17 protein-coding genes are annotated in these 23,947 nt (G+C 60.6%); 12 read left to right on the top strand and 5 right to left on the bottom strand.

Annotation, left to right across the window (positions count from 1 at the left end):
- Nucleotides 1–232: 232 nt before the first annotated feature.
- From ACKVEX_RS05165 to ACKVEX_RS05145, 5 genes are all read left to right on the top strand, one after another.
- Nucleotides 233–937, top strand: coding sequence for a tetratricopeptide repeat protein (locus ACKVEX_RS05165; protein ID WP_473214633.1), 705 nt, complete (start codon nt 233–235; stop codon nt 935–937).
- Nucleotides 938–943: 6 nt separating this feature from the next.
- Nucleotides 944–2,305 (top strand): putative O-glycosylation ligase, exosortase A system-associated, encoded by a 1,362-nt coding sequence (locus ACKVEX_RS05160; protein ID WP_473214632.1) that lies wholly within the window; start codon nt 944–946, stop codon nt 2,303–2,305.
- Nucleotides 2,306–2,361: 56 nt separating this feature from the next.
- Nucleotides 2,362–4,041: an asparagine synthetase B family protein gene (locus ACKVEX_RS05155; RefSeq protein WP_473214631.1), complete on the top strand. Its 1,680-nt coding sequence runs from the start codon at nt 2,362–2,364 to the stop codon at nt 4,039–4,041.
- A 119-nt stretch (nt 4,042–4,160) separates the two neighbouring features.
- On the top strand, nt 4,161–5,279 hold the full coding sequence (locus tag ACKVEX_RS05150; RefSeq protein ID WP_473214630.1) for a CapA family protein: 1,119 nt from the start codon (nt 4,161–4,163) through the stop codon (nt 5,277–5,279).
- Nucleotides 5,280–5,585: 306 nt separating this feature from the next.
- On the top strand, nt 5,586–7,031 hold the full coding sequence (locus tag ACKVEX_RS05145) for an oligosaccharide flippase family protein (RefSeq protein ID WP_473214629.1): 1,446 nt from the start codon (nt 5,586–5,588) through the stop codon (nt 7,029–7,031).
- Nucleotides 7,032–7,083: 52 nt separating this feature from the next.
- Here ACKVEX_RS05145 and ACKVEX_RS05140 read toward each other — a convergent pair whose 3' ends face one another.
- Nucleotides 7,084–8,028, bottom strand: coding sequence for a glycosyltransferase (locus ACKVEX_RS05140; protein WP_473214877.1), 945 nt, complete (start codon nt 8,026–8,028; stop codon nt 7,084–7,086).
- A gap of 600 nt (nt 8,029–8,628) precedes the next feature.
- The gene (locus ACKVEX_RS05135) at nt 8,629–11,028 is read right to left on the bottom strand and encodes a hypothetical protein (RefSeq protein WP_473214628.1); all 2,400 of its coding nucleotides are present in this window, start codon (nt 11,026–11,028) and stop codon (nt 8,629–8,631) included.
- A 301-nt stretch (nt 11,029–11,329) separates the two neighbouring features.
- Between ACKVEX_RS05135 and ACKVEX_RS05130 the strand changes: the two genes are divergently transcribed.
- The 6 genes from ACKVEX_RS05130 to ACKVEX_RS05105 all read left to right on the top strand — a co-directional run bounded on the left by ACKVEX_RS05130 (nt 11,330) and on the right by ACKVEX_RS05105 (nt 17,139).
- Nucleotides 11,330–11,578 carry an acyl carrier protein gene (locus tag ACKVEX_RS05130; protein WP_473214627.1) on the top strand — a complete coding sequence of 83 codons (249 nt, stop codon included), beginning with the start codon at nt 11,330–11,332 and terminating at the stop codon, nt 11,576–11,578.
- 98 nt (nt 11,579–11,676) lie between these two features.
- Complete coding sequence (locus ACKVEX_RS05125; RefSeq protein ID WP_473214626.1) at nt 11,677–13,293, top strand: amino acid adenylation domain-containing protein; 1,617 nt, start codon at nt 11,677–11,679, stop codon at nt 13,291–13,293.
- Nucleotides 13,290–14,090 carry a dimethylarginine dimethylaminohydrolase family protein gene (locus ACKVEX_RS05120; protein ID WP_473214625.1) on the top strand — a complete coding sequence of 267 codons (801 nt, stop codon included), beginning with the start codon at nt 13,290–13,292 and terminating at the stop codon, nt 14,088–14,090. The genes ACKVEX_RS05125 and ACKVEX_RS05120 overlap by 4 nt, the downstream gene beginning before the upstream one ends.
- 183 nt (nt 14,091–14,273) lie before the next feature.
- Nucleotides 14,274–15,104 carry a hydrolase 2, exosortase A system-associated gene (locus ACKVEX_RS05115; RefSeq protein WP_473214624.1) on the top strand — a complete coding sequence of 277 codons (831 nt, stop codon included), beginning with the start codon at nt 14,274–14,276 and terminating at the stop codon, nt 15,102–15,104.
- The gene (locus ACKVEX_RS05110) at nt 15,098–15,961 is read left to right on the top strand and encodes a hydrolase 1, exosortase A system-associated (protein WP_473214623.1); all 864 of its coding nucleotides are present in this window, start codon (nt 15,098–15,100) and stop codon (nt 15,959–15,961) included. The genes ACKVEX_RS05115 and ACKVEX_RS05110 overlap by 7 nt, the downstream gene beginning before the upstream one ends.
- Nucleotides 15,958–17,139 (top strand): sugar-transfer associated ATP-grasp domain-containing protein, encoded by a 1,182-nt coding sequence (locus tag ACKVEX_RS05105; RefSeq protein ID WP_473214622.1) that lies wholly within the window; start codon nt 15,958–15,960, stop codon nt 17,137–17,139. The genes ACKVEX_RS05110 and ACKVEX_RS05105 overlap by 4 nt, the downstream gene beginning before the upstream one ends.
- Nucleotides 17,140–17,143: 4 nt before the next feature.
- Here ACKVEX_RS05105 and ACKVEX_RS05100 read toward each other — a convergent pair whose 3' ends face one another.
- Both ACKVEX_RS05100 and ACKVEX_RS05095 read right to left on the bottom strand, forming a co-directional pair.
- Nucleotides 17,144–17,995: a GNAT family N-acetyltransferase gene (locus ACKVEX_RS05100; RefSeq protein ID WP_473214621.1), complete on the bottom strand. Its 852-nt coding sequence runs from the start codon at nt 17,993–17,995 to the stop codon at nt 17,144–17,146.
- Between the two features lie 301 nt (nt 17,996–18,296).
- Entirely contained in the window at nt 18,297–19,478 is a 1,182-nt protein-coding gene (locus ACKVEX_RS05095; protein WP_473214620.1) for a polysaccharide lyase domain-containing protein, read from the bottom strand.
- Nucleotides 19,479–19,628: 150 nt separating this feature from the next.
- On the opposite strand from ACKVEX_RS05095, the gene ACKVEX_RS05090 reads away from it, so the two are divergent.
- A complete protein-coding gene (locus ACKVEX_RS05090) occupies nt 19,629–22,982 on the top strand; it encodes a VanZ family protein (RefSeq protein WP_473214619.1) in 3,354 nt (1,117 codons plus the stop codon).
- Here ACKVEX_RS05090 and ACKVEX_RS05085 read toward each other — a convergent pair.
- A complete protein-coding gene (locus ACKVEX_RS05085) occupies nt 22,949–23,665 on the bottom strand; it encodes a class I SAM-dependent methyltransferase (RefSeq protein ID WP_473214618.1) in 717 nt (238 codons plus the stop codon). The genes ACKVEX_RS05090 and ACKVEX_RS05085 overlap by 34 nt on opposite strands.
- Nucleotides 23,666–23,947 lie beyond the last annotated feature (282 nt).

Below are 23,947 nucleotides of genomic sequence, written 5' to 3'. Positions count from 1 at the left end.
CAATTGGGAGTGTGCCAGATTGCGCTCGGCGACTTGTTCGCTCATGGCTGTATTATGCAACACGCCGGTCGCGGGCCAGACGTCGACTGGATCACGGTAAGAAACCCGCATGCTGATAGAATTCGGCACTGGATACTGCGAACGCACGTATGAACGAGACTGAACCATTGTCGTTCAGCGATGATACTTCGAGTCACTGAAAGGCCGTTTCCGTGATTCCGATGAGGTTGTAATGAAAGCGACTCCCCTTGCTTGCGACTTGATAACCAATAGGTGGAAGCCTGCTTGGCTCGGCGGTAGTGTGGTGACTGCGTTCGTTGTTGCGCTCATGGTTTTGCTGCCCACGCAGTCGGTACTGGCGCAGCAGGGAGAAATTGTCTGTCCTCCGCTGGAGCGAAAGTTCGGGCCGCACGACTACCTTGATACATCGGCTCGGAGGCGGTTCTTGAACGCAGTGGAAACCCACCACTTCACCGATCGAGTGCGGAGCCTGAACCCGCGTGGGCAAACAGGGTCGCTGATCGGAGACGTCCAGTACACGCTGAACTGGTTTCCGAATCATCATGAGGCACTCGATCTCCTGGGCCGACTCGCCGTGCGCGAACGCAATCCACAGCCATTGGGTGCTTCTGCGCACATCGAGTGCAGGTTTCAGTGGGCTCGCCAAGTTAGTCCACGCGACGAAATGGTCCCGATGATCCAGGGTCTCTACTATCACAGACTGGGCCGTCATGCCGATGCGATTCCTCTGTTCGAGCGGGCGGTCGAATTGGCTCCGCACAACGCCACCGTGCGTTACAACTTCGGCCTCGTCCTTGTTCAGGCACGACGTTTCGAGGATGCACGCGAGCAAGCACGAGCCGCGTATGGCATGGGCTTTCCGCTCCCCGGCTTGCGAGATCAGTTACGTCGTTCGGGCTACCCCCTGGGGGATTGAGCATAGATGCGCGATCTGCTGCTCTTCTGCATTGTAGCCGGACTGGTCCCGTGTATTTTCTGGCGACCCTGGCTCGGCGTGCTGACCTGGTACTGGGTGGGGCTGATGGCGCCGCACGGCTTGACCTGGGGGTTCATGCAAAGCTTTCCGATTGCGACGTTGATAGGTGGTGTGACGCTCGTGGCGTTGCTCTTGGCCAAGGATCGCAAGCCGCTACCCGGTAGTCGGGAAATGATCATGATGTTTGTCCTTGCAGGCTATACCGCAGTGACCTCGTTCTTTGCGATTCTGCCTTCATCCGCGTGGTTGCAGTGGCAGCACTTCATGAAGATTCTGCTCATGACGTTCGTGACGCCGATGCTTGTTTTCGGCCCGAAGAGAATCATCTGGTTGTTGCTTGTAGCGACGTTCTCGGTGGCGTTTTTTGGGTTCAAGGGTGGCATTTTCGCGATTACGACAGGTGGTGCGCATATGGTGCTCGGGCCGCCTGGCTCTTTCATTCAAGGCAATACCTACGTGGGACTTGCCATGGTCATGGTGCTGCCCGCGGTGTTGGTGACCGCAAGGTTCTTCTCTCAGGGGTGGGGCGAGACTGGCGTGGCGGTCGTGGACCGGCATGCGCGAACGATCGGATTCTTCTGTTACGGAGTCTTCTGGTTGACGGCCATCGCGATTCTCGCAACCTACTCCCGGGGTGCGCTTGTTGGTTTGCTGGCAATCGGTCCGTTCGTCTTCATGCGAATGAAACGCAAGGGCGTGCTTGTTCTGCTCGCGGTGCTTGCGGTGACTGTAGCAGGTGTTTCGGCGCCGGAGCGCCTCACGGAGCGCTGGGGTACCATCAAGACATTCGAGGAAGATCAGTCGGCGATGCAGCGGATTCAGGCCTGGGGCGTCAATTGGAATATGGCAACGGAAAGCCCGCTTGTCGGCAAGGGTTTTCGAAATGTCGAGATGGGATACGCATGGTGGGTCAGTTATGCGAACTTCGAGGGTTCATGGGCGCATGCGCTCTCACCTCACAGCATCTACTTTCAGTGGCTCGGCCAGCATGGATTCGCGGGTCTCGCCGTGTTTCTTGTGCTAATCGCGTTCGCCTTGCTGACATTACGACGGATTCAGAAAACAGCGGTTCAGCAATCAGGCCAGATCTGGTTGGCAGAGTATGCATGGGCGCTCCGTGTCGGCCTGATAGGCTATCTTGTCGCAGGCGCATTTCTTGATGTCGCGTACTTCAACCTTCTCTATGCCTTCATCGCCCTTGCGATCATCATGAGGCGTGAACTCGATCGGCCTGCTACCGCACCGGATTTCAACGGCGCTTCGGTGCCCGTCGACCGTCCTGTTGCGACCGCGGCGCCTCGCGGCTGAATTTCTCAATACGAACGCGCGCGCGTCAATGCGCAACACGGATTTCACTCTCCCGCATGGTCATCGTTCAAGGCGTTTCTGACACTAACCTATCGCTTGAGGCCCTTTTTGGGGCCTCCGGCAGCGCTCAGTGCTTCTCGATCAACGGTTGGCAGCTTCGGATAAAGATGGACCGAAGCCATGTGTTTGACCAGCAGTCCGACGGCGCTGTCGTGATTCGGGACCGCCCCAGGCTTTTCGAGAGCCTGTCGGACGAAAGCCTGAATGGTGCATTTCTCGTACTTCGCCCACATAAGGGGCGTTGTCTGGAGATTGTGCAAGATCGCCTCGCCTCGATACCCGTGTATTTTGCCGTCCGGAACGGTGTTTCGTATTTCTCGTCGAGACTGGTTGATCTCGTCCGGGCCGGATGGCGAAGCCCCGACCCCTTGGGCGTCATGCAGTGGGTTTGCCTGGGGCAGCCGCTTGGGTTGAGCACCCCAGTACTTGGGGTGCAGGCGCTGCCCGGAGCGCACACTATCAGGTGCGAGCCGGGTCGTGAGCCGATAAGCTGCAGGTACTGGCAGATTGGTCGCGAGGTCGAAAGCGCTGGCCGGGTCGAGGATTTCGTCGACGAAACCGTCGCCAAACTCGAGTCTGCACACCGCCGCGCGAAACCGGATGCAGATGCTCGACTCGCGCTACCGGTTACAGGCGGGCTCGACTCACGCTGCAACCTGGCGATCTGGGCTGGCAGTCTTCATAAGAGCGTCTTGTTCCACACGCAAGATCTCGGGAACTTCGAACTACCGATCGCTCGGGAGATTTCAGACCACTACGGCAAGGATCTCGTTGTTTACGATTCTTCCGACTGGCTGCAGAAAGGACCGGTCTTGAACCTTGACGAAGAGTCTGGCGAGTTCAATGCGGGACATTGGCGTCTTGTGGATACCGCGCGTCGTCTGGCCGAAGAGCACGGCGCGGAGGCGACGATCGACGGCTTTTTCCAGGACTTTCTCTTCAAGGCGAGCTTCGTTAGGGATGATTCGGTCGAAGCGCTTCTCGCGCAACAGACGGGAATCGCACGCTATCGTGCACGCATGCTCGGGTTTCAACCGGATAGCCAAATGCTGAAGGATCTCGAGGCGTCCATCGATGCAGCGACGGACCGCGGTCGTCAGGATGGCGCGTGGGCCGTTTCACAAGACTACTACCTTGAGAACCGCAGTCGGCGCCTCGTGTACAACATCGTTCGGCTCAATCAGAATTACCTCGATGTGCGAACCCCCGGTCTGGATCACGAGCTTTCCGATTTTGCCTTCCGCCTTCCGAAATCGCTTAGAACGAATGCGCTGCTTTATCGCCATGTGATTGCCAAACTCAGCCCGGCACTTGCGACCATAAGGTACGACAAATCCGGGTTGCCTCTACTGGATATGCGCCGTCGTTCCCTAAGAAAGAAAGTCCTCGGAACCATCAAGCGAAATCTCAACCACGTTTTTCCGAACCGTAGCTGGATGCGCGAGTCGGGGACGAATTTTTCGCGACTCTTTGCACACGATGTCGAGTTTCGCCACCGGCTTGCAAAGCAGGTGGACCGTTCCGAGTGGGTACGCGAGTTGTTCGGGCAGCAGGTTGTGGAACGACTCGATGCTGAGAGGCGCAAGGGTAGGCCGTCCGAAGATCTGGTTGGTGCCCTCGTGACGTTGGCCGCGCTAGAGCATCAGGGGACGAGTGGGCACGGCGCAGGTAGCTGAGGATGATGTGCATATATGGTTCCGGCGACCGAAGGGGGATCGCAATCGGGCGGAGCCCTTTGTGGATGAAGATTCTATGGCATTCGCTTGATCGCCATAACGTGCCTATGTGAATCAAGATGAATTCGACAATATCGTTCTGCTTTGTGGGAGACCTTGCCCTAGGTCGGAGTGTCAAGGCGTCAATGGCGGCCCTCGAGCCCAGTTATCCCTTCGAGAGCGTTTCCCGTTTGCTTTCTTCAGCCGATCTCACGATAGCCAATTTTGAAGGGTTTGTTGTAAATGACGAATGGATGATTGCGAACACCCGTGGTACTCGAATGGGGGTAGATAGTCGAGCTGTCGAACGGGCCAAGGAGGCCGGCGTTGACGTGGTTTGCCTCGCCAACAATCATGTCATGGATGTTGGCGAGCGTGGTCTCCAAAATACGATTTCAGTTCTGAACGACGTTGGGATCGATCATTTCGGGGCTGGTGCGCAGCTGAGCCATGCGGGTTCGACTAGACTCATCAGCGTTAATGGTGCACGTGTTGCACTCATCGGAGCGTGTGATTTTTCCCCGCATCATGCGTCAAGGAATGCTGCCGGTGTGTTTCCAGTGGAACGTAGGGGCTTGTTGAGCGCGGTGTCGGCTGCACGAACGCGCTCCGATATCGTGGTGGTTTCCCTGCACGCCGATATCGAGTTCGTGGAGTATCCGGCGCCTTGGCGAGTCCGTCTTTCGAGAGAGCTTATTGATTGCGGAGCAAGCATGGTGATTCAGCATCACCCCCACGTCATTCAGGGGATAGAGGAGTACAACGGGGGGTTGATCGCTTACTCTTTGGGTAACTTCGTGTTCTCCGTCAAGGACAATCACTACCAGAATCGCCATCGTGGAACCGATCTTGGGATGCTTCTGTGCGTAGAGATCGCGCCTGCAGAGGCGAAGCCAATCAGATGGAATGCCGTGCCCTTACAGATCGACGAGCATGGTGCGCCTCGGCCGTTGACGGGTGCGGCTGCGGCGCCTCATCTGGCCAGACTAGCGGAGCTTAGCGAGGGTCTTGCCGATCCCAGACTTCTGCGGACGGTATGGCGCGCAAGAGCGCGGGATGAGGTGTTGAGCGGACTTGCCGACGCATACTGGTCTTTGCGTCGCCTCCAGTTTCGCGGGGCTTGGGCAGAGGTGAGGCGGGTCATTGGTCAGCCGGAAATGCGCCTTTTGGTCAGAGGGGCGCTTGGTCTTGGAGCCTAGGAGGCTGTCGGACTTGAGGCTGATCTACTGCGCCGGTGGGAGAAGCGGTCCATATCTGCCCGATTTTTCGTTGCATAGAACCGCTATGCGCCTCAAAATCGACCAGATCTGTCCTCGCTTTCCCACCCGGCTCGTGACGATCGCTCAAGTCCGACAGCCTCCTAGGGCGAATTGCTTCGAGGCTGAACGGGTGGCTTGCCTCGCTGAAAGCTTCGGGCCGCCAAGAGACCAACGGTTCGGCGCGGGCACACTCCGAGTGGCCGTTTCGCAGAGTGCTTTGGTTCGCGACAAGACGGGGCTTGCGACGTGAGTGTACGACGAGCCCTGGGCATAAGGGGCATCTCTCAGCTGGTCTCATTCGTGCTCGGGTTTGCGAGCGTGGTCGTTGTTTCACGCCTCCTCACCCCCGAGGAGATCGGGATCTTTTCGGTCGCCGTCGCTGTTCTTGGGCTCGCTCACATATTCCGTGAGTTCGGGGTAGGTCAGTACCTGATTCAAGCCAAACAGATTGGATTGCAGGAGCGCAGGGCGGCCTTTACGGTCAGCCTCGTCACCGCGTGGGCACTCGCTGGCTTGCTCTTCCTGGTCAGAGATCCGCTCGCGGTCCTCTATGGGCATCGCGGCGTGGCCGAGGTGCTCACCCTGTTGGCGATCAACTTCATGATCATGCCGTTTGGCACGCCGCTGCTCTCGATGATGAACCGGGATCTGCAGTTTGGCCGGATTTCAATTGGCCAGATATGCGGGTCCGTAGCGCATGCCTCTGTCACAATCGGGGCAGCGATGATGGGTGAGAGCTATCTGAGCATGGCCTGGGGCGCGCTTGCGTCGCATATCGTGAAAACTTCAGTGCTCAACCTGATGCGACCCGGCGAAATCTTCATGATGCCGACGTTTCGTGGTATCGGGAACGTTGTCCGCTTTGGGTCAGTGGCCAGCATGGCTTCGCTCGTCAAGGAACTGGGCAGCAGCGCTCCTGACCTGATCTTCGGGCGAACACTCGGCTTCGCGGAGGTTGCGCTCTACAGCCGTGCAGTTGGCCTGAAGCGGATGCTGCTGCAACAGTTGGTTGGTCTGGTCAGGAGTGTGTATTTCCCCACTTACGCCAAGAAATTGCGCGAAGGTCATGATCCAGCCAAGCTTTACGCGCAGGTGATGAACTATCTGGTCGCCGTCGTTGCCCCGGCGCTGGGGTTCATGGCGATCATGGCGGAGCCGCTCATCGTGTTTCTTTTCGGTGATCAATGGACGCGTTCCGTTCCCATTGCGACGATGATTTGCGCATTCACAATGCTCACGACACCGTACATGCTATTCTCATCGTCACTGACGGCAGCGGGGAGGGTCGGGCTGCTCCTTAAGGTTGAGTTGGCGGTGCAGTGGTTGCTGATTGCAGTGCTGCTATCCTCGATCTGGTTGCCGCTCGAGCAGGTCGCGGCGCTTCTGTTTGTGGCTTTCGTGGGTGAGGCCGTATTTTCCCAGTTGGCGCTGAAGAAGGCATTCGGGTTGTCATTTCCTGCGTTGATGACAGCGGTTGCACCTGCGTTTCGCTTGCTGCCGTTTTCACTGATTGGACCTTTGGCGATTGCGCTGGTTGCTGGGCATCAAGATGAGGGCGCGATCACACGGCTGGCGCAACTGCTTATCGGGGGGGGCTTGTTTGCGGTCGGTTGGGTGGGGGGGGCGTTCTACACCAAGCACCCCATCGCCGATGAAGTCCGGCTGGCTCTTCGCAAAATCCGGGGGCGCTAGACTGCATGAGATTCAGCAACGCACCTTAGGGTGGTTTGTTTCAGTGATGGTCTCAGCTTCGCTTCTGCGGACGGTCTTTTGCAGGCAAGCTACTCAGCAAAGTCTTACACATACTGGCGAACAAGTAGGGCCAGGCTTTGACCTTGAGCGGATGACGCCGAATCGTGTCTGCGAAGGATCCCAATGCGATCCGCGGGTCTCCCTCCCAATAGTGGTGATATCCGAAGTCAAAACAGATGTCGGCGATTCGGCGTCTGATTACGCTCCTCGGTGTGATTTCGCCGTCGTGTCCTGTATTACCCCATGTATTCAGAGCCTTTTCGAGCACTATCTTTTCGTAGTTGTCCTTCGGCCACTTCTTTATGCACCCCTCTCCGTGTAGTCTGTAAAGCGCGTGCACCGCGTCGAGCTTGTGAATAGGGGCAATGCGTGAGGCACGCAACCAGTAGTCGTAGTCCTGACCGCGCTTGAACTGGGTATCGAATGGCCCGATCTGGTCGATGACGCTTCTGCGCATCATCACGGTGATAGTGTGAAGGATGGAGCCAAGAAGCAGTCTGTTGTATAGCCATCCTGATTGGGAAGCTATGAAGCCAGGCGCGTTCGGCTGCTCGGGCAAAGTCGGCATACGGAAGTGGCCATCTTGCTCGGGTCTCCAGGGCCGCCAGCGGCTATACACCACGCCGATGTCGGGATTGATCGTGAGATAGGCGACCTGTGCGCTCAATTTGCCTGGCAACCAGATGTCGTCGGAATCAAGGAAGGCAATGAAGTCGCCACGAGCCTCCCGCAATCCAAGATTGCGCGCGGCACCCGCACCTTGGTTCTGTTGAGAGAAAAACCTCACCCGCTCTCCGTAGCTTCTGACGATATCGGGCGTGTCGTCAGTCGATCCATCGTCGATAACCAGCAACTCGAGACTCGGGTAGTTCTGTCCGAGCACACTTTCTATGGCTTCTCGAATGTACGGAGCCGTGTTGTAGGATGGCATTATCACAGATATGAGGGGCTGCAAGGCAGCAGGGCCGTCTTGAATGTTAGGCACGTGATCTTTCAACGGTAGGGGTCAGTTACGGTGGGATCAGGAACTCGCAAGCCTCGATGAAAGGCCATCTTCAGGCGGGCCAAGGCAAAGCTGCAGGACGTTTCATTTCTGACATGATGGTTTTTCAGCATTCTTAAAGTCGGCGTTTGCCGCCTAAAGAGCTTCGAATTAACGGATCAAGTCTCGTTGAGACATCGATGCGTTGTCTGGATCAAACCAGTAGTTCCCCTCGATCACGACAAGGCCGCGGTCGGTCAACGCCACGTCCCAGCCAACGAGTCTGATCGGATAATTCGGCCAACAGCCTCCTTCAAATCTCGTGCCAGACGGTTAGCACAAAGTCGTGCTTCGCGCATCTGGTTGTGGGATGCGCTAGCGATAAGCCCAAAAGTCTCCTGAACGGCCGAGGCTCGGACCCCCGCACCATCTAGCCACCATTTGGGCGATTCAAGCTTGCGGGCCTTTTGAACTGGTGCTGCCGATCGTGCGAGTATTGATCCCATATGTCCGGCCTGCTGGCTGCGTCGAAGGGTAGACTTCCCATAAAGTGTATCAGTGATCGGAGAATGACGACTTGTGGGGCTGTGACCTGCTGGCACGAATTGCCCGAATCATTGAGGCACTGAGTGCCCTGGCGTTGGGTGCCGGTGCGGTCACAGACGCGTTACTGCTATTGGAGGTTCGCATCGGCGGGCTTGCTGCTTCCGGAGTGGGTGGGGCGTAAAAGGGGGGCGGGACAGGCTTCGGTTGGGGCGATGTGGCGGTGGGCTGTTCTGTCATGCGCGCGTTCGAGAGTGCGACCTCGTCAGAGTGCTTGTAGAGCCTGGCAACGTCAGCCGATTGGATGAAGATTACACCCAACTCTGGAATGGGCGCGAGGCGAAGCCCCCCATATCGTGGTTGCCAGGGATCTCTATCGAAGCGACGGGACACCCGCCATAGATCGAGATGATCGTCTAGCTCCCAAAGCTCATGAGTTTCGGATCGATAGATCAGATATCGTCCCGAGGCCGGATCATGCGTCAGGCTGTCTGCGGAGATCTTGTGCGGGAAGGGCAGATCGGGCAGGCGTGTGATTTCGCCGTTCCGGCCGATAAGCGTGACTGTAGTTCTGCTGTAGTTTCCGCCGAGGCAGATCATGTCGCCTCGAACTGTGTTGTATTCACTGGTGGAATGGTAGCCATGCACTCCAACTCTCCCGAGATCGGTGTAGCCGTACATTGAGGCTGCACGCTCGGGGTCGATTGCCCAGGCGTGGCGGTTGCGTACGATCACGAGGCGTTGCAGGCCGGGATGCCAAAGCATGGGAATGAAGCTGTGCTCGCTTGAAGCCTCAATAGGGCGGATCGGGATCGGATCGGCGAGCATCTCCCACTTGCCCAAGCTTATGTCGTAACGAAGAAGTGCGTTCCTGCGCCCGGTGCGACGCCAGAGGCGGTAGTAATGCCCGCGCTCCGCATCCAACGCGAGCTTGTTATAGACGTGATAGCTGGAAGTCTCCTTTACTGGCCCGCCTTCCAGCGGTAGATCGGACCAGGCGTCATCCATCGCGTCGTAGCGAATGAAGGTGTTTCCGTCGCGCTCCAGACCCTGAAAATAGATGCTTGCGGTAGATGGGTGCCAATGGATCACGTCGCCCCACTTGTCGTGCTCCCTGTCTTTCAGGAACCAGCGTGTGAAGTCTGCGTATCCCGGCGGGATTTTCGAGTCCTCGATCTTGCTAACCTCTCCCGCCTTCAGCGATGTGGCGATCTGGCCGATCCTCGTTCCGGAAAGGTCAAGCGAAGCAGTTCCCGAAGTGGCGGTGTGGTTGGCGTGATTATCGGGAGTGACGGCAGGTCGCGAACCAAGCGCAGGTGCATCACGAGTGGCATTCAGAGCAGGCAAACGCCACAAGATCAGGCCATTGATGTGGTGGATGAAAGCAATCACGTCGGTTCCCGGGAGCCGGATGTGCGGTGCCCAGTAGTTGTAACGACCGAAGGGCTGCGTACCACCCATGTCGTCGAACTCGACGAATGGTGAGTTCAAGTCATTCGCCTTGAACCAGATCGTGTCGGTGCCGGGCCGGAAGATGTAACCGCCGTCGCGCGGGTCGATGAGCATACTTGATGTATTGCTTGACCAGTTCAGAAGGCCACCGTCGCTATTGCGCCGGTCTGCCATGCGTTCCGGGGCTCCAAGCGGCTCGGTCAAGCGATACTGCATGTAGCTCACGGATGGCTGGCGTCGGTCGAAGTGTTGTCCGCCGATGATGGCGAGCTCTTGCTTGATCTCGTTCCAGAGCAGGTAGCCCGCATAGCCGGTCGGTCGACGCCCTTCGGCATTCGTCGGGAGTCGGCCATGCAGTGTCCAGTCCGACTCGTCGATTGCCCAAGACCAGACCTTGCCACCCGGTGTGTAGGCGTAGAAACGCCCCCAGTCCGGGACATAGGTGACAGCGAAGTTTCCGACGTCGTCCATCTGACCATCATTGAACGATGGGCCGATGCGTTCGAAGACTCCAGGAGTCTTCAATGGTGTTCGGATGAGATAGCCCATCTCGTACCGCGCGTCCGCCGGTGCGAAATACAGGTGCTCTCCGTCGCTGCTCAGCCGATTGAATGGCCGTCGGCCACCAGGGTCGCTTGCCTTGCCTTCTGTGAAACCCTGAGGGTGGTTCAGTCGCCAGAAGGTACCGTCCGCTTCCATTACCATGAGGCCATGCTCAAAGCTTGATCGAGAAAAGACCATCATCAGTTTGCCTTGATACTCAACGAGCACATTTGTCCACCCCATGCCGTCGGCGCCTCCATCGCCGCCATCGGTACGGCGTACATACTGGAAACTCTTGAAGGAGGTGCCATCATTTTTGCCTGGCCAGTTTGTAAGGTGGCCGATGTTCCTCCACTCTCCAGGGGCCATCAGAGCGGCCTGCTCGTAAATGAGTCCGGCGGCCCGGGCGGGCAGCAAGGGACCCGTCAACAAGAGGCAGATCGAGAGGATTGCTGCTACGCGGAGCAACCCTGAAGGTATTGCTCCGAACGAAGCTCGAGACTGCGCAGGGAGTTGATAGGTGTGAGCTTTGGCGGCTGAGAGCATTGTTCGAAGGCTGATCCTCTGAGGTGTTGAATCGTGCTTTTCAGCATAGCCCAGTCTGGGAGCCGCGTCTTGCGAGCCGCCGAAGCGCAGTCTGCACCGTATTTTTCATATAATCGGCGCTTTGCTCGGCTGAGGCACACTTGTGACTGCCCGCCGACATCGGAGGTTCGCGTTGAACACGACGGCAGAAATCCTGCGTATTCTGGATGAGGCGTTGTCTCTCGATGGCCGTGCGACGGCTTTTGATGAGAGCACGGCACTGCTCGGAGCATTGCCCGAGCTGGACTCGATGGCGGTGTTGACGGTGATTCAGATGCTCGAGGAGCAGTTCGGTTTCGTCGATGACGAGCACCGGATAGATGGCTCGACATTCGCAACGGTGGGCACGCTGGTCGACTTCGTGCGTTCGCGTGGCGCCTGAACTCGACATCGCCGTGTTGAGGCTGCCGTGACACCTTACCGGGTGCCTTCGTCAGCGGGATGGCATAATCGAGCGTCAATGCTGTCAGGAGATGTCTGATGACCGAGGGGATTGGTGACGTTTACGGTCTGCATTCCTTTTTCCTGCGATCGGTTCGCGCCCATGCCGAGCGGCCCGCGCTGGAAGTGGAGGGGCGGCAGCTGAGCTATGCGGCGCTCTATGCCGAAGCATCGCGCATTGCGGCGGGGTTGCAAGGGGCGCTCGGCGCCGAGCCGGCAGTGGTCGGGGTGCTCGCTCATCGGTCTCTGCCCGTTTATAGCGGGATCCTGGGGACCTTGATGTCCGGCTGCGCGCTGGTGCCGCTCAATCCCGGGTTTCCGGTGCAGCGCACGATGCAGATGGTCGACCAGGCAGGGTTGTCGGCGATCGTTATCGATACGGCAAGCGAATCTCTCCTCGAGACTCTGATTCCCGAGCTTTCCCGCAAGATGGTCTTCGTCATGCCCGACCGGGAGGACGTGGCCGGGCTGACTGATCAGTGGCCGGAACATGTTTTTCTCGGGCGCGGCCAGCTCGTGCTCCCGGAGCGCTGGACGCCGGTGTCCGTCAACCCGGATTCGCTCGCATGCGTGTTCTTCACCTCCGGCAGCACCGGCATTCCAAAGGGTGTCGGGGTTTTGCATCGAAACGTCATCCGCTTCGTGGAAATGTCGCTCGAGCGCTACCGGGAGATCAACCTTGGGCCTGGGGACCGGTTCTCGCAGTTCTACGACATCACCTTTGATTCGTCGATGTTCGACCTCTACGTGAGCTGGGCTTTCGGGGCTTGCCTGTGCTGCCCCACGACATTCGACTGGGTCAATCCGAACAAGTACATCGTTTCCAAGGGGCTCACGGTGATCGACATCGTGCCCTCCACCGGCCACAACATGGATCGCGGCACCGGGTGGCGCCCCGGTCGTTTCGAGAACCTCCGCCTGTGCCGTTTCGGTGGCGAGGCATTGTCCGCCGGCCTGGCGGCAAAGCTTGCTGCAGCGGCGCCCAACGCGATCGTCGAAAACGTCTACGGCCCCACCGAGTGCACGGTGGACGCCGCCTACTATCGCTGGGATTCGGACAAGAGCGCGGGCGAATGCGAACACGGCATCGTACCAATTGGCTACGCTGGCAATCAGGTGGATCTGCTGGTGGTGCACGACGACCTCACCGAGGTCGAAGTGGGCGGTGCCGGTGAGCTGCTGATTGCCGGCCCTCAGGTCACCCCGGGCTACTGGCGCAACCCGGAGCGCACCGCAGCCGCATTCATTCGCCTGCCGCGACGAGACGCCATCTATTACCGCACCGGCGATCTGGTGCGCAGGCCTGAGCCGGGCCAGCCTATCGTCTATCTCGGGCGGATGGACCAACAGATCAAGATATCCGGTGTGCGTATCGAACTGGGCGAGATCGAGCAGGCGATGCGTGATGCGGCAAACGCCGAGTTGTCCGTGGCCGTGGGTTGGCCGGTCACCGACAGCGGGGCGGCGGGTGTGGTCGGCTTTCTCGTGGCGCCCGCCGACACGGATGTCGCGGCTTTGCGCGAGTCGCTCAAGCAGCGTCTGCCTGGCGTCATGGTGCCCCGGGAGATCCACTGCCTCGATGCCTTCCCGATCAATGTGAATGGCAAAATCGACCGCAAAGCCTTGCTCGCGAGCCTCGAGGACGCGGGCGAATGAGCAAGACCGTGCTGATGTGCGCCCCGGAGCACTTCGACATCGAGTACGAGATCAATCCCTGGATGCATGTCGACGACCCGGTGCTGCCTGAACGGGCGCGGGAGCAGTGGCAGGCACTCCATCATATCTACACCCGGGTGCTCGATTGGTGTGTGGAACTGATCGAGCCGCGCCCGCTGCTGCCCGACATGGTGTTTACGGCCAACGGCGGGCTGACCGTAGCTGGCCAGGTCGTGCTGCCAAAGTTTCGCCAGCCTGAGCGACAGGGCGAAACCGATTGTTTCGCCGAGTGGTTTCTGTCCAACGATTTCGGCCCTGTTCTGCAGCCGGTTCATGACTTCGAGGGCGAGGGCGACGCCTTGCTCTGGAACGATGTGTTGTTCGCCGGCTATCCGTGGCGCAGCGACAAGCCTGCACACCTGGAGCTTGGGCGAATGCTTGGGCTGAAGGTGGTCAGCCTGCAGCTGACCGACGCCCGCTTCTATCACCTCGATACCGCCCTCACCATTGTCGATGAGCGCACGGTTGCGCTGTATCCCGGAGCGTTTACGGCGGCAAGTCTGGAAGCGGTCAGGGCCATTGTGCCCGAGGTGATCGAGGCCAGCGCCGATGACGCCATGGCTTACGGCCTGAACGCGATGAGCGACGGCCGCAGCATCGTGCTGAGCGACCGTGCAACCGGGCTGATCGAGACCTATCGTGGGCGCGGCATGACGGTGTGTCCGACGTCGATCAGCGAGTTCCAGAAGTCCGGCGGCGGGGTCAAGTGCCTCAGCCTGGAGTTGCGTCGTGCCTAGGAGGCTGTCGGACTTGAGGCTGATCTACTGCGCCGGTGGGAGAAGCGGTCCATATCTGCCCGATTTTTCGTTGCATAGCACCACTATGCGCCTCAAAATCGACCAGATCTGTCCTCGCTTTCCCACTCGGCTCGTGACGATCGCTCAAGTCCGACAGCCTCCTAGTTTTCGATGGATACGCACATGACGCGTATCGTCACCGACGCTTTCTTTCTCGAATCCGCGAGCGGCGCGCGCTGCTTTGGCGTGCTGTATCGGCCCGCCGGGGGGATTCGCGGGGTTCTGGTGCATGTGCCCGCGTTCGCCGAGGAGATGAACAAGTCGCGGCGCATGGTGGCCCTTGCCGGACGCGCGTTTGCCGCGGATGGCTGGGCCACGCTGGTGCTGGACCTTGGCGGTTGCGGCGACAGCAGTGGCGACATGCAAGACTTTGCTTGGGACGACTGGCTGAAGGATATCGACGCGGCAGTACGGTGGGCGGAAACACAGACCGGAGGCCCACTGGTCCTGTGGGGCTTGCGGGCGGGCTGCCTGCTGATATGCGACTGGCTGCGCACGCGCGCGCGGAGTCTGCCGGTATTGTTCTGGCAGCCGGTGGTCAACGGCAAGCAGCACCTGACGCAGTTCCTGCGCATCAAGGCCGCCGCCGAGATGCTGACCGAAGCGGATGCGCGAGGATCGGTCGCTGCGCTGCGTTCGCGTCTGGATGCGGGCGAGTGTGTCGAGGTGGCGGGGTACACTTTGTGCGCGCCGCTGGCAGCGGGCCTGACAGCTTCGACCCTCAAGCTCGACGACGCGCATCGCCACCCGATTTCCATTGTCGAGCTTGGCGGTTCTGGTGGAGACCTCTCTCCTGCGCTGTCCCGAAGTGTTGAACACTGGAGCGGATCGGGTCTGGTTTGCAAGTCGCAAGCCGTGGAGGGGCCGGCCTTCTGGAGCACGACCGATATCATGACCGCGCCGGAAATGCTCGATGCCTCGCGTGAAGCAATGGCCGGCTTGCTGCCATGCTGACCCAGGAACAGCCGATAGTCTTCGGTTGCGAAGGCGAGACCCTTGTAGGCGTGATTACGCGACCGGAGTCCCCTGGCCGGTTGGGTGTCATCATCCTCGTCGGTGGCCCGCAATACAGGGTGGGCTCGCACAGGCAGTTCGTGCACCTTGCTCGAAGCCTCGGGCAGGCGGGCATCGCCAGTCTGCGATACGACTTCCGGGGTATGGGGGATTCGTCGGGCGAGTCACGTACTTTCCGCTTCGTCGCCGAAGATGTCGCCGCAGCAGTTGACGCCTTGCTATCCCAAGTGCCTCAGCTGGAAGGCGTGGTGCTGTGGGGCTTGTGTGGTGGCGCCAGCGCGGCCTGCCTCTATGCGCAGGAGGATGCACGCGTAGCCGGCCTGATTCTCGTCAATCCCTGGCTGACGGCCGAGAACACGGCCGCCAGGGTTGCGCTCAAGCACTACTATCTGCGCAGATTCGTCGATCCCGCCTTCTGGAAAAAGCTGGTGCGTGGCGGGCTCGATGTGTTCGGGTCGGTGCGCGGCCTGTTCGACACGGCTCGCAAGGCGCGCGGCGCCGTTGGCCCTGCAGCCGCGACGCAGGATCCGTTGCCAGGGCGCATCATTGAAGCGATCCGACTGTTGGAGGGGCGCTCTGCGGTGTTTCTGAGCGGTCGGGACTACGTGGCACGAACCTTCGAGCAGGGGCTGATGGCGACCCCCGGGTTCAAGGCGCTGGAGCAGTCCGGCACGGTCACCATCCAGCGTTTCGAGGAGGACGATCACACCTTCTCCAGCCACGCTGCACGGCAGCGCGTTGAAGGGACCACCGTGGAGTGGGTTAATGGACTGAGGGTGGATCAGGGGGTGGAATGAAGCACTACTTCGATAGTTTTAATAGATTGAATCACGATGCGAGGCGAGCAAGCCGTCTGACTAGTAGATCCATTCTGGCCATCGGCTACGAGATGCTCAGACTTCGGCTGGACATAGGTCGGCTTGGTACGTCGGAGTATATGGACTTTAGATTGTTTGATGATGCTCTCTCGTACGATGAGAAACGATGTTTTCTTGGCAGACGTGGACAGGAAGTCTTTAACGAGTTGATGTGCGATGAGTACTCCACGTTCATCGCATATGACAAGCTTGTCCAGCACTTGATTCTCACCGGCTTAGGGTGTCCAGTGCCGGAACTCCAAGCGCTGTACGTGCCCGAGTCGTACCGGGTGGCCCCCAGGGCTAAGGTCATTAAGAGTGTGGAGCACTGGGAGGATTTTCTCGTTAAGAGTGCCAGGTTCCCGCTCTATCTGAAGAGATGTCATGGTAATTTCGGGCGAGGAAATGTCGAGATCGACCGCTATGAGAACGAAAGGCTTGTGACAAGCGATGGGGTGCGCTATTCGCTTCCGGCGTTCGTGGAGAGTCTCTCGGACAACTCTACGCTCGGATGGCTTGTTCAGAGCGTACTGAAACCGCACCACGAGATCGTTACTGCTGCTGGTTGTGGTATTTCAGGTCTCCGTATCTATACGGTTCAGACCAAGAGTGGACCCGTGATTCATCGTGCTGTGTGGAAGATTAATGTTGGCGGCCGTATTACGGACCACTTTAGCCAAGGCGCAACTGGCAATATGGTCGGACAGCTTAACCTCGATACAGGGGTGATTGAGCGGGTCGTGTCCGGCGTCGGCTTTGAACAGTCTTTGGATGGGAGGCATCCTATTACAGCATGTGAGCTGGTTGGCTTCGAGCTACCCGACTGGGAAGAGACCAAGGAACTTGTTCTCACTGCATCCTGCGCGTTTCCCGGCTTCTTGGCGCAGGGATGGGACGTCGCGCTAACCGATAAGGGTCCTGTTTTGCTCGAGGTGAACATTGGCAACGTCAGCATTACCCAGCATTGCCATGGCAGGGGCTTTCTGGACCAACACTACCTGCGATATCTGGATGAGCTGGGCATTGCCGGCCTACTAAAAGGGCCCAGTCTGCGATGGCTCTCACATCATGGTGGCGCTAGAAGGGGGCGACGATCGCAGCATTGGAAATGGTGGTGACCTTCTACGTAAAGGTGCCACCAGTTTTCGTCCTCTGAGCGCGTCGCATGCCCAAAAAAGTGTGTCGAAGGGAGGCGACTTGGAAGCCCAGACGTGTGAGATTGCGGTGTGACTGATCAGGCGTATCTGTCGTGCCAACCGCGGTTTCCGATGTCAGCCAGCTGCAACCGTGCTCGCGTGCATTCTTGAGCCTGGCAGCAAGCAGGGCGCCATGAATGCCCATGCCCCGGTGGGTCGGTTGGGTTGCGCCCCAACCGGACCACGCGACTTCGTCACCGAGATACAGAAGACTGGTTGCGACGACCTGGCCGTTGTCCAGCGCCAACCACTGGCGCCAGCGAGAATCGTGAGGAAGCAGGGCAAGTATCTCGCGAACCGGGTCGGGCACTTGAAAAACGTCGGCCGCTAGTTGTGCGCCGGTGTCGCCGTCTTCGGGGCGCCACGGTCTGATTTCGAGGCTTGTGCGGGGCTCCGGCGGGTCGTCACAGGCTCGGTAGAGCATGGCGGTGGCCTGTGTGCGTCTGATGCGACGGGCTTTGAGCCAGTCGAGTAGCTCTGGCGGTGAGGCGGCAGGCGAGAGTTCGAGTGCCCAAGGCAAGCCGTGTTGCTCGTAAAGAGCGGCGATCGCATCCAGTTGGGCTTCGTCTGCCGGCGCGGCCAGGCCAAGGCCGATGACCCTGTTGAGAATCGGCGGCGTGCGGACCGTGGGCGACACGATCGCAGTGGCGCCGCCTATCGTTGCGTAGTGACAGTGCTCCAGACCGGCTTCGCGAGCGATATCCACCAAGCTTCGGTAGGCCGACGCTTCGCTCGATTCGACCAGCAAGGCCAGGTCATCAGGGTAGGTGGTGTTCAAGGGCAGATCGGGCTGTCCGGGGCGGTGAGTGGCGATCGCTTGCGCGACATTGGTAAGTGGGTTTTTAGCACAGGCGTGGCGGGATTGCGATGAAGGTTTTGTCGTCAGTGGTGCTTGGGGTCTTTTGGATGCCGGTTGGGTGCGGCGTCTTTGGAAATTTGTCTTGCCAGGGTGTGTGGCATCGCTTGATCTCTGCGGTGGTGGTTCTGTTGGCTCTGGGGGTCGCGGCTTACGCCGCTCCGACAGGGGGTGGAGGCGCTTGTGGAAGGATCGGGAGCCGTGTGTGTCGCAAATCTTGGCGTTAGTCGGGCTCGGACGTTGAGCGGGGAAAGCTGCTCAACGGATGAACTGCGTTGCTCGTTTCGGGCAGCCCGATTGGAGCTGATTCGCTGAAGATACGGTTCTGCTCGCCACCCTGCCGGTACGCGGGGTCGGCGCCGGTGATCCGCACCGCGGGGCCGCGCCCTGCGACTGTGTTGTGGCTGAAGTCGATCGCGCGTGGCAGGTGGTTGTGGGGCTGAAAGCTGACTGCCTCGCCGTATAGGTTGATGAACTCGTTGTAGCGGGCGGTGACGTGGCCTTCGGCCTGGAAGAGGCGTTCGGTGGGGTTTTGGTAGAAGAGGTTGTGCTCGACCAGGTAGAGGTCTTCGGTGCCCGGGCCTTGCAGTGGCCAGTGGCCGAGCAGCAGGTTGGGGCGGGCGCGTTCGGCGGTGGCGCCACCGGCGGATTTGTCGAAGACATTGTGGCGGATGATGGTCTGGCTGGGGTCGGTGGGCATGCCGGGCAGGTCCGGCCGCGGCAGTTGGTGCTTGATCTGCATGTTGTAGCCGGTGGTGTGCTCGATGTGGTTGTGCTCGATGCGCCCGGCGACGAAGGGCGCGCGGCCGTCGGAGTTGCCGAGGTAGAGGCCGGTGCCGTTATGGCTGATGTGGTTGTCGCGAATGACCCAGCCCCAGGCGGTGGTTTTGGTGGAGATGCCGTTGAAGGCCTGGGCGGCGTCGAAGCCGGTGATGACGAGGTTTTGCAGGGTCACATGGTGGGCGTAGCTGCCACGCCCTTCGGCAACGATGCCGTGCGAGCGGGTGCCGCGCCCTTCCAGCCGAAGGTGTTGCAGGATGATGTGGCTGACGTTGATGAGGCTCACCGTGATCTGGCCATCGCGGCCGAAGAGCACCGCGGGCGGACCCGAATCCGGGCCGGTGATGGTGATCGGCGCTTCGGCGGTGCCGGCCAGGTTGCGCAGCGGCAGCCCACGGGTGTATTCACCCGGGGCAAGAATCAGCATGTCGCCGGCCTGGAGCGAGGGCAGGGCCTGGCGGTAGGTGTCGGGGGTGACGACGAGGGTGCGTTGGGCGTGGGTGGCGACGCTCGCAAGCGCGAGTGTAAGTAGCAACGTGAGGCGGAGAGCCCTCCGAATCGCGGCAGTCCGCATGGCGCGATTGCCCGGGATGAATGCTTGCGAAACCCAGGTTGCTCCCTTCATGCTTGCACCATGACACGGCGACAGCACTTGCCAGTTGGTGGTGAGGGTCGTTTGTGGGTATCGTGGCGCATTGGATACTCTTTGTTCATATCGTTGCGTGGGCAATTCAACCCGATTCGTGGTTTTCAGCAGACATTCGTGCCGGTTCACATGACTTCGAACGTCTCGGACGGGTTTCGCCCGGACAATGGAATCCATTCTCCCCTGATTTCCGGTTGGACGGCGCTTGCATTCGCCCTGGTGCTCGCCTATCTCAACCTGATTCCGCTGCGGGTGACCTGGTTGCCGCTCGAGCAGTGGTGGCAGGCGGCGCTTTCGATGCCGTGGCTGTCGCTTTCGGTGGCGCGGCGGGCGGACTGGATTGCCAACCTGTTCATGTTCGTGCCGTTTGGTTTTCTGCTGGGTACGGCGCTGGGCGGTCGGTCGGCGCGACTGGCGGTGCGGCTTGTCGCGCTGGCGGTTGGCGTCGTCGTCGTGGTGCTGCTGGCGGTTGCCATCGAGAGCCTGCAGATACTGGTGCCGCAGCGCACGGTGTCGCTCAACGATGTTTTGGCGGCGTCGCTGGGGGGGGTGATTGGCCTGGCGGTGTGGTTGCTGATGGGGCGCCGGTTGTGGGAGATGGCGCGGCTCGCGGCAGCGCCCGGGCGGCAGGCGCTGCTGGCCGGCTTGGCCTTGTACTGTGTCTTCTACCTGGCGTTGAGCCCGTTCCCCTACGATTTCGTTCTGAGTGCGGATGAGCTTTCGCATCGGCTCGATTCCGGCAGGCATGCGCTGTTGCTCGCGGGTTCGTGCGCGTCGTGGGCGCGGTGCGGTGGCCAGGTGGTCCAGGAGGTGGTGGTGGCCGTGCCGTTCGGCATGCTGCTGGCGGTGTGGCTGCGCTGGCCTGTTTCGTTGCGTACATTCTTGCTGGCCGGCGGGCTGGGAGCCGCACTTGGTGTCGTGATCGAGTTGGTGCAGTTGCTGACCTTCAGCGGGGTGAGTCAGGGCGTGTCGGTGATCACGCGTGCGGTCGGTGTCGCGGCCGGCGCCCTGGTGGTGGGGGTGCTCCAGTCCAGGGGCTTGCGGACCCTGCAACTGGCGGTTCGTCCGCTGGCGACGGTTGTCTTGCTGCCGTATCTGGTTGCGGTTTTCGTATTGACCGGTTTTCTGAGCGTGGCCTGGGGTGACTGGGCGAGTGCCATGGTGCAGCTGGGCCGGTTGAATTTTCTGCCTTTCTACTATCACTACTTTGTCACCGAGCAGGCGGCTATGGCCAGCCTGTTGCAGACGACGCTTTTGTATCTGCCGGTGGGGGTGCTGCTCTGGCCCTGGGAGAAGCCGGGGCGGCGACTGGCGTGGCTGGCGGCGGCGCTGGCGGTGATGCTGGCTTTTGTGGTCGAGACCCTGAAGCTGTTCGCTCTGGACTTGCGGCCGGACCCGTCCAACCTGCTGGTGGCGGCGTTTGCTGGGTGGCTCGGGGTGAGCGTGCTCGAGTGGTTGAGCCGCGCGCTGGACAACTCCCTGGTGGACAGGCCGATTGCGGAGCTTGAAGGCGCGAGCGCCCGGGCCGCGCCCGTCGAGGGCCGGAGAACAACCTTGCCCCGGGACGACGGCAGCTGGCGTTCGTCGTCGCAGGGGGCGGGCGGCGTGGGGTATGCAAGCCTCTGGGTGGGATGGCGCCTGGCTGGCGGTGTGCTGCTGATTCTGGCCCTGGGGTTTGCTCTACGCTGGCCGAGCGGGGCGATCGCGCTGACGCTGGGGGTTGCGCTCTACGCGGCCTTGCTGTGGCGATTTCCCGCTGCCTGGCTGCTGGTGGTGCCGGTGATGGTGCCAGTGCTCGATCTCAGCCTGTTTACCGGCTTCATGCTGTTCGACGAGCTCGATCTTTTTCTGCTGACTACGCTCGGGATGCTGTTGCTGCGCGGGCAGTGGTGGCCGCGTTCAGTCGGGCTGGGCTGGGCAATCGGCTTGTCGCTGGCGGGCTATCTGCTGGTGGTTTTCCTTGGCCTGGCGATGCTTTTGCCGGCGCTGCTGCAGGAATGGGGGCAGGGCTTTCACTACGCGGGGGCGTGGAACGGTGTGAGGGCGGTGAAGGGGCTGCTTTGGGCGGTCTTGTTGGTCGCCTTGCTCCGACTTTGCGGCCCGCGCGTGGAGGTCTTGTTGCGGCGGTGGTTGCTGCCTGGGCTTCTGCTGGCGCTGGCGGCTACCGTTGTGCTGGTGCTGTGGGAGCGCGCCACCTATCCGGGGTTGCTGAATCTGGGCAGCCGCTATCGGATCAGTGGCCTGTTCACCGACATGCACGTCGGTGGCCCCTCGATCGAAACCTGGCTGACGATGAGCCTGCCGTTCTCGATGCTGGGCTTCTGGTATGCGAGAAAGCGCTGGTTCGCGCCGCTGCTGCTGGTCTTCCTGGGCGGGTTGTACGCGCTGGTCGTGACCTACTCGCGTGCCGGTTACGTGGGGCTGGGGCTGGCGCTGGCGCTTATCGTGCTCGGTGCGGTGGTGGGCCTTGCGCGACACGCGGGTAAGCGGCGCTGGCGGCTGGTCTTTGCCGTGGTCGCTCCGCTGGTGCTAGCCGCGGCGGCGCTACCCGTGATGACCGGCAGCTTCTTCGAGCAGAGGATGTCGCAAGTTTCGGGCGATTTCGACCTGCGCACTCAGCACTGGGAGCAGGCGCTCGCGATTCGCGGGCCGGGTGTGGCGGCGCGCTTGCTTGGGGAGGGGCCGGGCGCGTTCCCCGGGGCGTATCGCCTGCACTTGTCGGAGGGGCGGGTGCCGGGCAACTACGCAGTGCTTGCCGATCGCGGGCTGCTGGTGATCGGGAGCGGGGATTCGGTTTATGTGGATCAGCGTCTGGGCATGCTGGCCAAGGGCGAACACCGCTTCGAGGCAAGGGTCAGGGCCGACCGGGCATCCCGTCTGCGGGTACATGTGTGCGAGAAGTTCGTCTATTACTCGTTCAAATGCCGGACCGCTGGATTGCCTGTGGGCGTTGATCAGTTCGGGGATGTGAGCTGGACGTTTGAAACCGGCGACTTGGGCACGGGTCCGTGGTTTGCCCGGCGGGGGCTGGTGTTGTCGCTCAGCAATGCCACCTCGGGGAGTCTGATCGAAATCGACAGCGTGAGCCTCACCGGGCCGGATGGTGGCGCGCTGTTGCGCAACGGCGACTTCAGCGCGGGCGCGACGCACTGGTTCTTCACCACCGATCATTTTTTGCCGTGGCGGGTGGAGAACCAGTTTATCGAGATCCTGTTCGACCACGGTTGGCTGGGGCTGGCGGCGTTCGCGCTGCTCGTGGGCGTGGCGATGGCGCGCTTGACGGCCGGCGCGATCAGGGGGCGTTTCGACGATGCCGTGATGCTGGCCAGTCTTGCCGGTGTGCTGGGGGTGGGTTTTTTCAGTTCGGTTTTCTGGTCGCCGAGGCTGATGTTCATGTTCTACCTGATCCTGTTGCTCGGCCTGCTGGCTTCGGCCGAAGCGCGAAAGGATCAGGGCTTGCGGGCCACGACCAGCACCGAGTGACTCAGCAGCGCTCCCAGAGGCGGGATGAGTTTGAGTACCGCGCGCACCGGGCCGGACTCCAGCAGCGGCTGTAGGGCGTGCAGGCGGCCCGGGGCGATCGGGACCCAGTGGGTTTCGACGGTGAAGCCGGCTTGCCGAAGCTGGCGGCGCAGCGAGCCGGCGGTCTCGTAGCGGAGGTTGGCCGGGCGGCGCAGCAGTTTTTTGAGCAGGTGTGGGGCGCAATGTGCGTTGAGGGCATCCACCCATAGCGTGCCGCCGGGCTTGATGGCTGCGCTCATCTCGGCCAACGCCCGGTCCGAACTCGATAGCGCCTGCAGCACGCCGAAGCACAGGATGCCGTCGGCGCTTTGCGGCGCCAGCGGCAGGTGGGTGACGTCGCCCACCACCCAGCCGGCCACCGAGGGGCTGCGCTGGGCGGCCTTGGCGACGCTGGGCTGGGAGTAGTCCACGCCGATGACCTCGAGCCCTTCGTCCGCAAGCATGCGGCTGTAGCTGCCTGCGCCACAGCCGATGTCTACCCAGCGCGAGCCGGCCCGCGCGCCAGACCAGTGCCGCCGGAAGGCGCGGATGCGGGTTTGTAGCCCGCTCTCGCTCCAGCCGGCGATGCCGGCATCGTGATCGAGCGCCTGGCCACGCTCGGTGAAGCGTCGGCGCCAGTGTTCTTCGAACTGGGAACGGGGCATGTCAGCGGTGGGTACGGGATTTGAACTGCATGGGCGTTTGACAATTATGCCTTCGGTTTTGCGCGTGGGGGATGCCTCTGCGGTTGATTGTTCGTTATCGCCCTTACGCGGAACGGTCGATTTTTGCGAGCTTAGACCGCTTTGAGTGTCCGCAGCCTGATTCGCAGATCGACCTTGCTGTCTTCGCTGGGGTGTCCCCGAGCATGCTAACCGAACACGACGAACCGGTCCTGATGAACACGTCGCGACCAGGTCAAGCGTCCCTTCGCGTCAGGGCAATCG

Origin of the sequence: Denitraticella aggregata (assembly GCF_048158365.1) — a bacterium.
In the GTDB taxonomy this organism is placed as follows: domain Bacteria; phylum Pseudomonadota; class Gammaproteobacteria; order Burkholderiales; family Rhodocyclaceae; genus Azoarcus_F.
This window is presented reverse-complemented; position numbering and strand designations above follow the sequence as displayed.